General features: G+C 73.6%; 11 protein-coding genes. 6 read left to right on the forward strand and 5 right to left on the reverse strand.

Going from position 1 to position 13,713, the window contains the following annotated elements; translation table 11 throughout:
• Positions 1-157 precede the first annotated feature (157 nt).
• Entirely contained in the window at positions 158-862 is a 705-nt protein-coding gene (gene hpf / locus ACWDAK_RS09890; protein WP_427394024.1) for a ribosome hibernation-promoting factor, HPF/YfiA family, read from the reverse strand.
• A gap of 362 nt (positions 863-1,224) precedes the next feature.
• On the opposite strand from hpf, the gene ACWDAK_RS09895 reads away from it, so the two are divergent.
• On the forward strand, positions 1,225-2,133 hold the full coding sequence (locus tag ACWDAK_RS09895) for a ComF family protein (RefSeq protein WP_425557598.1): 909 nt from the start codon (positions 1,225-1,227) through the stop codon (positions 2,131-2,133).
• A 66-nt stretch (positions 2,134-2,199) separates the two neighbouring features.
• On the opposite strand, the gene ACWDAK_RS09900 is transcribed toward ACWDAK_RS09895, so the two are convergent.
• Genes ACWDAK_RS09900 through mtrA form a run of 3 tightly spaced genes read right to left on the reverse strand, consistent with a single transcriptional unit; the run spans position 2,200 to position 7,079 of the window.
• Positions 2,200-4,203 carry an LpqB family beta-propeller domain-containing protein gene (locus ACWDAK_RS09900; protein ID WP_427394025.1) on the reverse strand — a complete coding sequence of 668 codons (2,004 nt, stop codon included), beginning with the start codon at positions 4,201-4,203 and terminating at the stop codon, positions 2,200-2,202.
• Positions 4,175-6,400 (reverse strand): MtrAB system histidine kinase MtrB, encoded by a 2,226-nt coding sequence (mtrB, locus tag ACWDAK_RS09905; RefSeq protein ID WP_425557599.1) that lies wholly within the window; start codon positions 6,398-6,400, stop codon positions 4,175-4,177. Before mtrB ends, ACWDAK_RS09900 begins: the two co-directional genes overlap by 29 nt.
• 1 nt (position 6,401) lies before the next feature.
• Complete coding sequence (mtrA, locus tag ACWDAK_RS09910; protein WP_344636358.1) at positions 6,402-7,079, reverse strand: MtrAB system response regulator MtrA; 678 nt, start codon at positions 7,077-7,079, stop codon at positions 6,402-6,404.
• A gap of 254 nt (positions 7,080-7,333) precedes the next feature.
• Here mtrA and ACWDAK_RS09915 point away from each other — a divergent pair, with 254 nt between their 5' ends.
• Genes ACWDAK_RS09915 through ACWDAK_RS09935 form a run of 5 tightly spaced genes read left to right on the forward strand, consistent with a single transcriptional unit; the run spans position 7,334 to position 12,919 of the window.
• On the forward strand, positions 7,334-8,644 hold the full coding sequence (locus ACWDAK_RS09915; RefSeq protein WP_427394026.1) for a glycerophosphoryl diester phosphodiesterase membrane domain-containing protein: 1,311 nt from the start codon (positions 7,334-7,336) through the stop codon (positions 8,642-8,644).
• A 5-nt stretch (positions 8,645-8,649) separates the two neighbouring features.
• Complete coding sequence (locus tag ACWDAK_RS09920) at positions 8,650-9,357, forward strand: DUF4129 domain-containing protein (protein ID WP_344636360.1); 708 nt, start codon at positions 8,650-8,652, stop codon at positions 9,355-9,357.
• Positions 9,354-10,577 (forward strand): DUF4350 domain-containing protein, encoded by a 1,224-nt coding sequence (locus ACWDAK_RS09925; RefSeq protein WP_427394027.1) that lies wholly within the window; start codon positions 9,354-9,356, stop codon positions 10,575-10,577. The genes ACWDAK_RS09920 and ACWDAK_RS09925 overlap by 4 nt, the downstream gene beginning before the upstream one ends.
• A complete protein-coding gene (locus tag ACWDAK_RS09930; protein ID WP_344636362.1) occupies positions 10,574-11,569 on the forward strand; it encodes an AAA family ATPase in 996 nt (331 codons plus the stop codon). The genes ACWDAK_RS09925 and ACWDAK_RS09930 overlap by 4 nt, the downstream gene beginning before the upstream one ends.
• Positions 11,570-11,608: 39 nt before the next feature.
• Positions 11,609-12,919, forward strand: coding sequence for a DUF58 domain-containing protein (locus tag ACWDAK_RS09935; protein ID WP_427394028.1), 1,311 nt, complete (start codon positions 11,609-11,611; stop codon positions 12,917-12,919).
• A 39-nt stretch (positions 12,920-12,958) separates the two neighbouring features.
• On the opposite strand, the gene ACWDAK_RS09940 is transcribed toward ACWDAK_RS09935, so the two are convergent.
• Positions 12,959-13,525: a GNAT family N-acetyltransferase gene (locus ACWDAK_RS09940; protein WP_344636376.1), complete on the reverse strand. Its 567-nt coding sequence runs from the start codon at positions 13,523-13,525 to the stop codon at positions 12,959-12,961.
• Between the last annotated feature and the right edge of the window lie 188 nt (positions 13,526-13,713).

A 13,713-nucleotide genomic window follows, 5' to 3' on the forward strand; every position in this document is an offset into this window, starting at 1 on the left:
AGCTGGGTGACCCCGGCGGCGGCCGCCGCCGGGGTCACCCGGACTGTCGATCTGTTCCGTTGTACCGGCGGCGGGGGCCCAGCCGCAGCCGGCTGTGAGTGCGGTTGACCGGCGCTGTGCGCTCAGTGGTCCATCGGTCAACGCCTACCGGCCGGAGTCACTCCTCGTCCGGTTCACCGATCGCGCCGCCGGCACCGCCGACGCCGCCGATCTCCCCGACGGCCGAGCCGTTGGGCTCCAGGTGGATGACGCCGTAGTGGTAGCCGTGCCGGCGGTAGACCACGCTCGGCATCCCGCTGTCCTTGTCCACGAACAGGTAGAAGTCGTGGCCGACGAGCTCCATCTCGTACAGCGCCTGATCCAGCGACATGGGCGCGGCGGGGTGCGTCTTCTCTCGGACGACGAGCGGTCCTTCGCCCTCCACCTCCAGGGATCCCATCATGGTCTTGCGGACCGCGCCGTTGGTCACGCTCCCGGCCGGCTCGGTCTCGGGGAGCGCCGCCAGTGCGGCCGTCGCCTCCGAGACGCTGACCGGAGTACGGCCACCGGTGCCACCCTTGTGCACCCGGCGCCGATCAGCGGACTTGCGCAGCTGCGCCTCGAGCTTCGCCGAGGCCAGGTCGAGCGCGGCCCACGGGTCGGTGGCGGCGGCCTCGGCCCTGATCACCGGGCCACGGCTGCGAAGGGTGATCTCCACCCGGTCGGACCGGTCGGCCTGCCGCGGGTTGTGCTCCTTGGACACCTCGACATCCAGGCTGATCGCCTTGGTGTCGAACTTCTGGACCTTCTCCAGCTTCTCGGCCACGTGCTCGCGGAACCTCTTGGGCACCTCGGTCTTGCGGCCCTTGACGACGATGTCCACGCAGAACTCCGATCCCTTGTGCTGACGCCGATCCGGAGAGCTCACCGGATCGGGCTGAGACCCAGCCGGACCAGTCCTTCCGCCGACCCCTCGCTTCGCCGGGTCCGGCGATCGCGACTGGCCCTCACCTCACTTCCTCCCCACCAGAAACGCTTGAAACCCCTTGGAGCCTTATAGAACACCTGCTGAGGGGTTTTCGCCTCCCCAGTCGAACAAGGTAGCGGTGGGGTGTCGCCGGTCCGGCCGCTTTACCTTGTTTACCCCCTTGCGGGTGAAACATCGGTAAACGGCTGGACAACGACACCGGGGGCGTCCACCGTAAGGCCCAGTCTCCGCTCCTGGAAGCCCCCTCGGGAGGAGTCGTGACAAATCTCGTTACCGCCCGCATCGCCACCGCCACCCCGGCCGCCAACCCGGCCCTCCGGATCCTGCGCGAGCTGCTGGACCTGCTGCTCCCCGCCCACTGCGCGGGCTGCCGCACCGGATGCAGTCCGCTGTGTGCCTCCTGCCGGGCGGAGCTCCGCACCGCTCGCGCCCGCCCGGCCGGCCCGCAGCCGCCACCGCCGGGGCTGCCGCCGCTGTACGCCGCCGCACCGTACGCGGACCGGGTACGGCAGTTGCTGCTCGCCCACAAGGAGCGCGGCGCGCTCTCACTGGCCGGACCGCTCGGCGAGGCGCTCGCCGCCGCGGTCCGCGCCGCGCTCGAGCCCCCGGAGGGCGGGCTCGCGACGGGGCCGGGCGCCGGGCCCCTGCTGCTGGTGCCGATGCCCTCCGCCCGCCGGGCCGTCCGGGCCCGCGGGCACGATCCCACCCTGCGGTTGGCCCGCGCCGCGGCCCGGGAGCTGCGCCGCGCCGGGATCGCGGCTGCGGTCGCTCCGGTCCTGCGGCACCGGCGGGCCGTGGCCGACCAGTCCGGGCTCTTGGCCGCCGAACGGCGGCGGAACCTGCACGGCGCGCTGACGGTGCCCGCGCGCCTGACGGCCAGGCTCTCAGGGGGCCGGCCGGTCCTGGTGGACGACCTGGTCACCACCGGCGCGAGCCTCGCCGAAGCGGCCCGGGCCCTGCACGCGGCCGGCTGCCCGCCACTGGTCGCGGCGACCGTCGCCGCGACCATCCGCGGCACCGGCACGGGCGCGGGCACGGCCAGGCATGGTCCCGGCGGCGCCGGGGGCCGCACGGCCCGCGGCGAACCACCCGAGCCGCACGGCACCCGACCGGCCGAGCGGGACCTCGGTCCGGGAAGTTGCCCGAAAGACCCCGTCCCTCCGTAGCCGCTGGCGCGCGGCCCCGTATCGACGGCGTTCCGCCCGGGCCGGTACCCGCGGCGGGCTAGTCGCTCACCCCGGGTAGCCGAACGAGGTCCCGTGGTGCTGCGGCGCGGCCTCGCGCCACTGGCTGCCCTGGAGCCGGTAGATCTCGTTGTCCTTCGACACCGCCAGCACCGGCAGGGTCTGCTCGCCCGGGCGGGCCTGCGTCTGGTCACCCGAGCGGACTTCCGCGGCCGAGACCGCGATCATCGACTCGCCGCCCTGCAGCGGAGAGTCGGTGTTCTGCGAGCCGTCCGTGCCCACGTAGTGCAGCTGCTGCAGCTTGCCCGGCTCCTTGCCGAGCACCAGCAACTGGTCGGTGTCCGCCCAGGAGACCGAGGCGATCTCGCTCAGCAGCGGCGCCACCGGCCGAAGTCCGGTGATCTGCGCCTCCGGTGCGGTCGACGTGCCCGAGTGCGCCACCAGACCGACCATCAGCGTCCGCGCGCCGGAACCGTCCACCAGCACGAGCGCCACCCGCACCCCGTCCGAGGACATCCTGAGCGCCTGCACGGCGCGTCCGCCGAGTTCGCCGACCGAGACCGGGACGACCGAACGTCCGCGCACCATAAGGACCTTGGGACCCGCCGGGTTGCGGTCGACCACCCACAGATCTCCTCGCCCGTCCCAACTGGGCGAGGTGAGGCCCTGGTCGGGCCGGGCCGCGGCACTGGTGAGGACCGGGCTGCCGAGCTTCTCGTTCGGGCCGAGGCCGGCCACGAAGAGCTGCCGCTGGTCGACGCTGATCGCCGCTGCCGCAGCCCCGTCCCGCCGCACCGCGACGGCGCCGATCTGCGGCTGACCCGGCTTCGGCTGCCCGAGTTCGCCGAGCACCGGCGCGCCCTCGCCGGCGCTCTGGGTCTGCATCAACTTCCCGGCATCCGACAGGTAGTAGGCCTGCGGGGTGCTCTGCGAGCCGCCGACGGCCAGGCTGCCGGGGGCGACGGCCTGGGCCTGCGCGGCGTTCACCGAGCAGCCGCCCTTGATCCCGCCCAGGTCGAGCCGGTCGATCTGTCCCTTGCCCTGCTGGTCGAGCAGCGTGAAGTAGAGCTGACTGGCCATCTGCTGACAGAGTTTCGGCTGCCCGCCGAAGTCGGGAACGTCCACCTTGGCCGAGATCACCCGGCTGTCGTTCACCGAGACGTCGCCGACCAGCTTCGCGCCGTTGAAGGCCGAGTAGACCGCCTTGCCGAGCCAGGCCGAGGGCCCGTCGGCGAGCGCCCGGGCGGCGGCGGTCAGCGGGTCGGTCCGGCGCCGCAGATAGATCGGGTCCGGCACCAGTACCGGGCGCTGCACGCCCGCCGACGAGTCGGCGGTGGTGTAGAAGTAGCGGTGCGCGGCCCGGTAACCGTTCCTGAAGCCGGTCTGGTCCACGATCAGCCCGTCCGGCAGCTGGTCGATCCGCCACTCCCCCTTGTCCGGCCCCTCCTTCTCCTTAACGAAGGTGAACTTCTCCTGGTAGGGCTCGTTGGCCACCGACCGGTAGGTGTGCGCCGCGTCGATCTGCCCGGTCTTGGTCCCGGACACCGGGACGTCGATACTGACGTCGTCGGGCTTGGGCTCGGTGATCGTCCGGCTCGGGGACTTGACCAGTACTGTCACGCCCGCCTCCGGGTTCCACCGGTGCCGGCTGCGGGCGGCGGCGCTCAGGTACTTGGAGGCGGTGGTGTACTCGGGCTCGTCGGCGCTGGAGGCGTCCAGGAAGCCGGTCAGCAGGTTGGCCAGGTCCTCGCCCGGGTGCGGCGGCACGGGGAAGACCCGGACCTGGAGGTTCTCCGCCCCGGCCGCCTGCAGTACCTCCACCCGCTCGGACGGCCCGTCGGCGGGCATCGACACGCAGCCGGTGAGCACCGTCGCGGCCAGCCCGGCCGTCACCGACCAGCCGAGCCCGCGGGCGCCCCGACGGCCCGGTATCCGGCCGCGCCCGGTACCCGGCCCGGCGCCGGTGTCCACGCGCCCGGCCGCACCAGCAGCGGCCCGTGCGGCGGTGGACCCGAGGCGCGCCTCAGCCGTCCTGCCGTCCGTTCCTGGCATGCCGCGCCCCCTCCGTATCTCCGTCCGCGGCACCGTCCCTGTCGGCACCCTGCCCAGCCGCTCCACCGCCCGTGGCGGCGTCATCCACCGCGGCGCCGTCCGCAGGCTCGCCGCCCGCCGTGTCCTCCGCGGCCTCCGGCGCCGCCGGACGGACCAGCGGCCGGTCCACCACCACGTGAGCGCCGGTGGCACCGTACCCCGACGCGGCCGCGCGGACGTCGGAAGGGTCCGCGACCGGGGCCGAGGGCAGCTTGCCCAGCCCCGGGCCAAGGTTCAGCATCCCGCCCAGGCCGCCGCCCGGACCGTTCCCGCCGCCCTCCGGCGCCTCCGGTGCGGCGGGAGCGGCAACGGCGCCCTCCTCCGCCGCGGTCAGCGCGGTCGCACCCGCCGGACGGGTCCGCCGGTACGGGGCGCCCCGGGTGCCCAGGCCGAGGTTGTGGCGTGAGTCCTCGGGCTCCAGGCGGAACGGCGCCCGGCCGACCTCGCCGTCCCTGGTGCGGGGCAGTGTGAGCCGGAAGTGCGAGCCGCCGCCCGGCTCGCCCCAGGCCTGGAGCCAGCCGCCGTGCAGATGGGCGTCCTCGACCGCGATCGACAGACCGAGGCCGGTACCGCCGGTGGTGCGCACCCGGGACGGGTCCGCCCGCCAGAACCGGTGGAAGACCCGGGACGCCTCACCCGGCTTGAGCCCGATGCCGTAGTCCCGGACGCCGATCGCGACCGCGCCCTCGGCCGAGCCGAGCCGCACCACCACGTCCCGGCCCTCGCCGTGCTCCAGCGCGTTGACCACCAGGTTGCGCAGGATGCGCTCGATCCGCCGGGAGTCCACCTCGGCGACCACCGGGTCCTCGGCGCCCCGGATGATCACCGCGCTCCCCTTGGCCTGGGCCAGCGGGTCGGCGGCCTCCACCACCCGGGTCACGATGTCGCGCAGGTCCACCGGCTCGGCGTCCAGGATCGCGGCCCCGGCGTCGAACCGGCTGATCTCCAGCAGGTCGGCGAGCAGCGACTCGAAGCGGTCCAGCTGGTCCTGGAGCAGTTCGGCGGACCGGGCCGCCATCGGATCCAGGTCCTCGCGGCTGTCGTAGATCAGGTCGGCGGCCATCCGGACCGTGGTCAGCGGGGTGCGCAGCTCGTGCGAGACGTCCGAGACGAAGCGCCGCTGCACCCGGGAGAGCTCCTCCAGCTGGCGGATCTGCGCCTGCAGGCCGTTGGCCATCCGGTTGAAGGAGTCACCGAGACGGGCGATGTCGTCCGTCCCGGTCACCTTCATCCGCTCCTCCAGGTGCCCGGCGGCGACCCGCTCGGAGATCCCGGCGGCCATCCGGACCGGGGTGACGACCTGGCGGACGACCAGCCAGGCGATCCCGCCGAGCAGGATCACCACGAACACACCGGCGGTCGCCAGGGTGCCGGTGACCAGGCCGAGGGTCTTGGTCTCCTGGCCGAAGGAGAACACGTAGTACAGCTGGTAGGGCAGGCCGTCCGGACCGGTGAACTGCTTGCCGATGACCAGGCCGGGCTCGCGGTAGACCGGGCCGCCGTCGCCCCGCTGGATGTCGGTGACCTTCTCGTGCGCGACGGAGGGATCGCCGGCCACGTCCTTGCGCAGCTGGTCGGGGATGCTGCTTGGCAGGATGTTGCCGGAGTACCAGGCACCGCGCAGGCCGGCGCTCGGGGCGGTCTCCTCCTTGTCGCTGTTCGGCACCAGGGCGACCACCGAGTAGACGCCGCTGCCGCCGCTGGCGAGGTCGGAGACCTGCTTGATCAGCCAGGTGCTGAGCTCGTCGGCGTTCGACTCGCCGCCGCCGCTCCCGGCCTTCGCCTGCTGGTTGATGGCCTCGTTGATCTTCTCCTGCTCGATCTGGAAGCCACCGATGGCCTGGCCCTTGGCCGAGTGCTTCTTGGCGTCCAACAGCCCGGTGCGGACCTGGGCCACCACCACCACGCCCAGCACCAGCACCACGGCCAGCGAGAGCAGCAGGGTCGTCGCGACCACCCGGACCTGGATGGACCGGCGGTACAGCGCCGCCAGGCGGTGCAGCGGGCGGCGGAACTGACGCGCCACCAGCGCCAGCAGGGCCACGGGACCGCGCTTGGGCCCGCGGCCCTGGACGGTCGAGCTCAGCACGGCCCCGCGGACAGCGGCATCCCCGTCGGCGGCGGAGCCCGACGGGGTGTCGTCAGCGTCGTACGTCACGTCAGCTGGGCCCGGCCTTGTATCCGACGCCACGCACGGTCACCACGATCTCGGGCCGCTCGGGGTCCTTCTCGATCTTGGAGCGCAGACGCTGCACATGGACGTTGACCAGCCGGGTGTCGGCGGCGTGCCGGTAGCCCCAGACCTGCTCCAGCAGCACCTCGCGGGTGAACACCTGCCACGGCTTGCGGGCGAGCGCGACCAGCAGGTCGAACTCCAGCGGGGTCAGCGGGATGCCCCGGCCCTCCCGCTTGACCGAGTGGCCGGCCACGTCGATCACCAGGTCGCCGATGGTCAGCTGCTCGGGGGTGGGCTCCTCGGCGCGGCGGAGCCGGGCACGCACCCGGGCCACCAGCTCCTTGGGCTTGAACGGCTTGGTGACGTAGTCGTCGGCGCCGGACTCCAGGCCCACCACGACGTCCACCGTGTCGGTCTTCGCCGTCAGCATGACGATCGGCACGCCGGACTCCGAACGGATCTGCCGGCAGACGTCGATGCCGTCCCGGCCGGGCAGCATCAGGTCGAGGAGCACCAGATCGGGCTTGGTCTCCCGGAACACGGCTAGCGCCTTGTCCCCATCCGCGACGAAAAACGGTTCAAAACCCTCACCACGCAGCACGATGCCGAGCATCTCGGCCAGTGCGGTGTCGTCATCAACGACGAGGACGCGTCCCTTCATGCGTCCATCCTCTCATTACGGGATTGTGACCTGCCGCACAGCCGTGCCATTTCGGCGTGGAGCATACTGCCAACTCGGTCATAACGTCGCAAAGTTCGCAGCTCGGCCTGGTTGCTCGAGCCGCTGCCGATCAGCAATGGGAACACCTCTGGGGCCCGTCGCACCACCATGGCACGATGGGCGGCACAAGGGCACCACTCGGCGATCACCACGAGCGCCCGCGATGTTCCGTAGAGCCGCCACGAGGAGCGTTGATGACCGACAACCCGGGCTGGGCACCGCCCGGCTCGCCCGAGCCACCCCGTGAGGCCGCCGGGCCGTCGGCAACCCCCTCGACACCGGCCCCGGAGGGCGCAGCGCCCCGTGAGGCCGCCGGGCCGCCGGCACCCGCCCCCGGGCCGGACACGCCCCGGAGCGGGCCGCAGGACGCGCCGCCGCAGGGCTGGAGCGCCCCGGGCCCGCACCACGGCTACGGCACGGCGCCGGGCCCCCAGCCCGGCTGGAACGGGCACCCCGGCTGGGGCGGACAGCCCGGCTGGAACGGGCAACCGGGCCCCGGCGGATTCCACCCCGGCTGGGGCGCGCCGCCGAGCCCCAAGCCCGGAGTCATCCCGCTGCGCCCCCTCGCCTTCGGCGAGATCCTGGACGGCGCCGTCACCACCGTGCGCCGCCACTGGCGCACGGCCCTCGGCCTCTCCTTCGGCGTCGCCGCCGTGGAGCAGACCCTCTCCGCGCTCGCCCGCTGGTGGGCGTACGAGAGCCCGCACACCGCGGGCCCGGTCGTCGCCCTGTTCGCCACCTACCCGGTGAACTTCGTACTGGGCATCATCGCGGCCGGCCTGCTCACCATGGTGGTCAGCAAGGCCGTCCTGGGCCGCCCGACCACCCTGGGCGAGGTGTGGCGGGACGCCAGGCCGCAGCTGCTGAAGCTGGCCGGAGTGACCTTCCTGACCAGTCTGATCATCGGCGGGGTCTTCCTGGTGGCCTGCGCGCCGCTGATAGCCGTGCTGATCGCCGGCGACCCCGGCCCGGAGCTGGTCGCGCTCACCTTCCTGCCGATCCTGGCGGCCGTCCCGGTCGCGCTCTGGCTCGGTATCCAGCTCAACTTCTCGGCCCCCGCCCTGATGCTGGAGAAGCAGGGCGTGAGGACCGCCCTCGCGCGCTCCCGACGGCTCGTCAAGGGCTCCTGGTGGCGGGTCTTCGGCATCACCCTGCTCAGCCAGATCGTGGTCGGCATCCTCAGCTCGGTGATCGCGATGCCGTTCATCGTCATCGGTATGGTCCTGAGCCCCGATGACCCGACCTCGGCCGGCAGCCCGTTCGGCCAACTGGCCGGCGGGCCGCCCGCGATGCTGGCCAGCGTCGCCGTCGGCGGCACCCTGGTCGCCACCATCACCATCCCGGTGCTGGCCGCCGTCAACGTCCTGCTCTACATCGACCAGCGGATCCGCCGCGAGGCCCTGGACATCGGACTGGCCCGCGCCGCCGGTGTGCCGGAGTTCGGCGGCACCGCTCCGACCGGCCCGCAGGGCTCGACCGCTCCGGGCGGACCGCAGAGGATCTGACGAAGATGGCCTTCTGGGGGGATGGGGCGCTGCTCGCGGGCGGCGCCCCGGTCACCGTCCCGCGCAATCCGGCCCGCGACGACGCCCGCCGGGAACTCCTCAACCCCGTCTACCACCAGCACGACCCGAGCCTGGTCCAGCGGCTGATGACCTGGATCCAGGACCAGCTCGACCGCGCCCTGTCCAGCCTCGGCTCGATGGGCGGCAACGGTGTCACCGGCCTGGTCTTCTTCCTGGTGGTGGCCGCGCTGATCGGCGCCGCCCTGTGGTGGCGCCTGGGCGCCCCCCGCCGCCAGGCCCACAGCGCCGCGGCCCTGTTCGCCGCCGACGGACCACGCACCGCCGCCCAGCACCGCAGCGCCGCCGCCGCGCACGCCGCCGCGGGCGAGTGGTCCGCCGCAGTCCGGGAGCAGATGCGCGCCCTGGTCCGGGCCATGGAGGAGCGCACCGTCCTCGACGTCCGCCCCGGGCGCACCGCCGACGAGGCCGCCGCCGAAGCGGGCCGCGCGCTGCCCGACCACGCCGCCGCGCTCACCGCCGCCGCCCACGCCTTCGACGACATCGCCTACGGGGACAGGATCGCCGACCAGGCCGCCTACCAGTCGCTGCTCGACCTCGACCGGGCCCTGCAGCGGACCACGCCCGTCCTCACCCCGACCGCCGCGCCGGCCCCCGCGCCGACGGCCGCCCCGACCGGCGGAGGCACCGCATGACGCTCACCGCCACCCGCCCCGAGCCCGCCACCAGCATCTCCCCGACCGGTCGCCAACTATGGCTCCGCTCACGCTGGTTCCTGCTCTTCGCCGTTCTGCTGCTGCTCGTCGGCCTGCTGGTCGCCGGTCTCGGCGGCTCGCCGCAGTACCCACCACTGGACCCGCGCTCCCCCGACCGGGACGGCGCCCGCGCCGTCGTCCACCTGCTGGAGAACCAGGGCCTGACGACCCGTACGGTGGACACCGAGGAGGCCCTGGCCGCCGCGCTCGCCGAACCCGGCAGCACCGTGGTCCTCCCCGAACCCGACCTGCTGTCCCTCACCCAGCTGCGCCGACTGGCCCAGGTCCGCCGCGGCAGCGACAGCCGCTTGGTGCTGATCTCCCCCGAGGCCCCGTCACTTTCCGTCTTCGCGCCCGGCATCACCGTGGCCACCACCCCGGGCGGCATCCCGAAGAGCGCCGGCTCCACCGGCGTCCCCGCTGAGTGCCGCCTCCCCGAGGCCGTACTGGCCGGCCACGCCGAGCTCGGCGGCCTGCTCTACCAGCCCGGCGCCGACGACACCGGTTGCTACCCCAGGTCCGGCGGCTACCCGCTGGTCCGGCACACCGACCCCGGCTTCCGCGAACTCGTCGTCCTCGGCTCCGGACGCCTGCTGAGCAACGAACGCCTCGCCGAGGACGGCAACGCCGCCCTCGGCCTGAGCCTGCTCGGCTCCCACCGGCAACTCGTCTGGTACCTCCCCGACTACACCGCCCCGGCCTCCGGCGCACCCGCCCGGGCTCAGCGCACGCTCACCGACTACATCCCCGAGGGCTGGAGCTGGGCCGGACTCCAACTCGCCCTCGCCGCAATGCTCGCCGCCTTCTGGCGCGGCCGCCGCCTGGGACCTGTGGTCACCGAGAACCTCCCCGCGGTTGTCCGCGCCTCCGAGACCACCGAGGGCCGGGCCCGCCTCTACCAACGCGCCAGGGCCCGCGGCCGCGCCGCCGACGCCCTGCGCCAGGCCACCCGGCACCGGCTCGCCCCGGTGCTGGGCGTACCGCTCACCGCGGGGGAGGCCGACCCCGTCGCACTCTGTGCCGCCGTCGCCGACCGCTGCGGCCACAACGCCGCCGAGGTCCACGAGCTGCTGTACGGCACCCCACCCACCGACGACGCCGCCCTGGTGCGGTTCATCGACGCCCTCGACGCCCTGGAAAGGCAGGTACGACAGCCGTGACCGAACAGGTCTCCACGACCCCGGCAGCCCCGGCCGACAGCCCCGACGACCCGCGCGCCGCGCTCACCGCCCTGCGCACCGAGATCGCCAAGGCAGTGGTCGGCCAGGACGCCGCCGTCACCGGGCTGGTCGTCGCCTTGCTCTGCGGCGGCCACGTACTGCTCGAAGGCGTCCCCGGGGTGGCCAAGACCCTGCTGGTCCGCACCCTGTCCACCGCACTCAGCCTGGAGACCAAGCGGATCCAGTTCACCCCGGACCTGATGCCCGGCGACGTCACCGGCTCGCTGGTCTACGACGCCCGCACCGCCGAGTTCTCCTTCCAGCCGGGACCGGTCTTCACCAACCTGCTGCTCGCGGACGAGATCAACCGCACTCCGCCCAAGACCCAGTCCTCCCTGCTGGAGGCCATGGAGGAGCGACAGGTCACCGTGGACGGCGAACCGCGCCGCCTGCCCACCCCGTTCCTGGTCGCCGCCACCCAGAACCCGGTCGAGTACGAGGGCACCTACCCCCTCCCCGAGGCCCAGCTGGACCGCTTCCTGCTCAAGCTGGTCCTCCCGCTACCCGACCGCGACCAGGAGTTCCAGGTCCTCAGCAAGCACGCGGCCGGCTTCGATCCCCGCGACCTGGCCGCCGCCGGCATCCGCCCGGTCGCCGGCCCCGCCGACCTCGCCGCCGCTCAGGCGCAGATCGCGAAGCTCACCGTCTCGCCCGAGGTACTCGCCTACATCGTGGACATCTGCCGGGCCACCCGGCAGTCCCCCTCGCTCTCCATCGGCGTCTCCCCGCGCGGCGCCACCGCCCTGCTGAACACCTCCCGCGCCTGGGCCTGGCTGGCCGGCCGCGACTACGTCACCCCCGACGACGTCAAGGCCCTCGCCCTGCCCACCCTGCGGCACCGCATCCAGCTGCGCGCCGAGGCCGAGATGGAGGGCGTCACCGCCGACTCGGTCATCCAGGCCGTCCTCGCCCAGACCCCCGCACCGCGCTGACGTCCGTCACCTACTGGCATCACCAAGGGAGTTCGCTTCATGGCCCTGACCGGCCGCACCGCCCTGCTCGCCGCGCTCGGCGCGCTCGTCGTGGGCCTGCTGCTGCCCTCCTGGGCGGGAATCGGCGCGGTCACCCTGCCCGTACTCCTCGGCGTCCTGGCCGACCTGGCGCTCGCCGCTCCGGTCCGCACCCTGCGGTTCGACCGGAGCGGCGACACCGCCGTCCGGCTCGGCGAGGGCGCCACCGTCGAACTGACCGTCACCAACCCGTCCGGGCGCCGGCTGCGGGCCCAACTCCGCGACGCCTGGCCGCCGTCCGCCTGGCAGCCCGGCACCGCCGTCCAGGGCTCCCGGCACACCCTCACCATCCCGGCCGGGGAACGCCGCCGCCTCACCACCCGGCTCGCCCCCACCCGCCGCGGCGACCACCACGCCCACCGGGTGACCGTACGCTCCCTCGGGCCGCTCGGCCTCGCCGGACGCCAGGGCTCCCACCACGTCCCCTGGACGATCCGCGCCCTGCCGCCCTTCACCAGCCGCAAGCACCTGCCCTCCCGGCTCGCCCGGCTGCGCGAACTCGACGGCCGCACCTCGGTACTGGCACGCGGTCAGGGCACAGAGTTCGACTCGCTGCGCGAGTACCTGCCCGGCGACGACGTCCGCTCCATCGACTGGCGGGCCAGCGCCCGCCGCAACACGGTCGCCGTTCGCACCTGGCGACCCGAACGCGACCGGCACATCCTGATCATCCTCGACACCGGCCGCACCTCCGCAGGACGCGTCGGCGACGCCCCCCGGCTGGACGCCGCCCTCGACGCCGCCCTGCTGCTCACCGCCCTCGCCACCCGGGCCGGCGACCGTGTCGACCTGCTCGCCCACGACCTGCGCCGGCGCGGCAGCGTCGTCGGCCGCTCCCCGAACGAGATCCTGCCCGCCTTCACCAACGCCATGGCCTGCCTCGAACCCGCACTGCTCGAGACCGACATGCGCGCGCTCACCGCGACCGCGCTGCGGATGGCCCCGCACCGCTCATTGATCGTGCTGCTCACCGGCCTCGACGCCCGCCCGGTCGAGGAGGGGCTGCTGCCCCATCTCCCGCTGCTGACCCGGCGTCACGAGGTCGTACTGGCCTCCGTCGCCGACCCCCGCCTGGACGAGCTGGCCGCCGCCCGCGGCACCGTCCGGGACGTGTACCACGCGGCCGCCGCTGAACAGACCCGCGCCGATCGCCGCCGCACCGCGGAGCGCCTGACCCGGCACGGCGTCACCGTCCTGGACGCCCCGCCGACCGCCCTCCCCCCGGCCCTCGCCGACGCCTATCTGGCGCTCAAGGCCGCCGGACGGCTGTAGACCGGTCGAGGAGGACCGCCCGGGGACGAGTATCCCGGGTTACACCGCGACTCCACCGACCGACGGCGTCCGGTACTCCGAGTCCAGCAGCGACCACATCTCCAGGTCCCGCCGGCCGTCGTGGAAGCGGAACACCTGCCGCAACAACCCCTCGCGGGTCATTCCCAGCCGCCTGGCCACCGCGATGCTCCTCAGGTTCGCCGGCTCGGTACGCCACTCCACCCGAGCCATCCCCCGCTCCTCGAAGGCCCACTCGACCATCCGCCGCACCCCCGCCGTCACCAGCCCCCGTCCCTCCGCCTCCGGTGCCAGCCAGGCCCCCACTTCGCAGACCCCGGCCCGCGCCCTGAAGGCCTGGAACACCACCCCGCCCACCAACTCCCCGTCCAGCCAGATGCCGTAGATCCGGCCCTCGTCCCGTGCCTGCTCCTCGGCGCAGTGCTTCAGCCAGCGCCGCGCGCCGTCCACGTCAGTGATGCTGGTGGCCCACGGGATCCAGGGCGCCAGATGCTCGCGCGCCCGCACTATGAACGCGAAGAACTCCGCAGCCCGCCAGGGCTCCAGGGCACGCAGCTCCGCGCCGGACGCAAGAGGGTAGCTGAGCATCACAGACTCCAAGTCCACGGATTTCACGGTGTCCCGGACATCCAACACCGCCGGCCCTGTCCGCGTCCTCGCCCGCCGGCCCGATCCCGGATCTGCCCGGAAATGCGGAAAGCCCCTCCCGGTATCCCCGGGAGGGGCTTTCACTAAAAATTGTTCGGCGGCGTCCTACTCTCCCACAGGGTCCCCCC

It is taken from the genome of Kitasatospora sp. NPDC001175, from assembly GCF_053598215.1.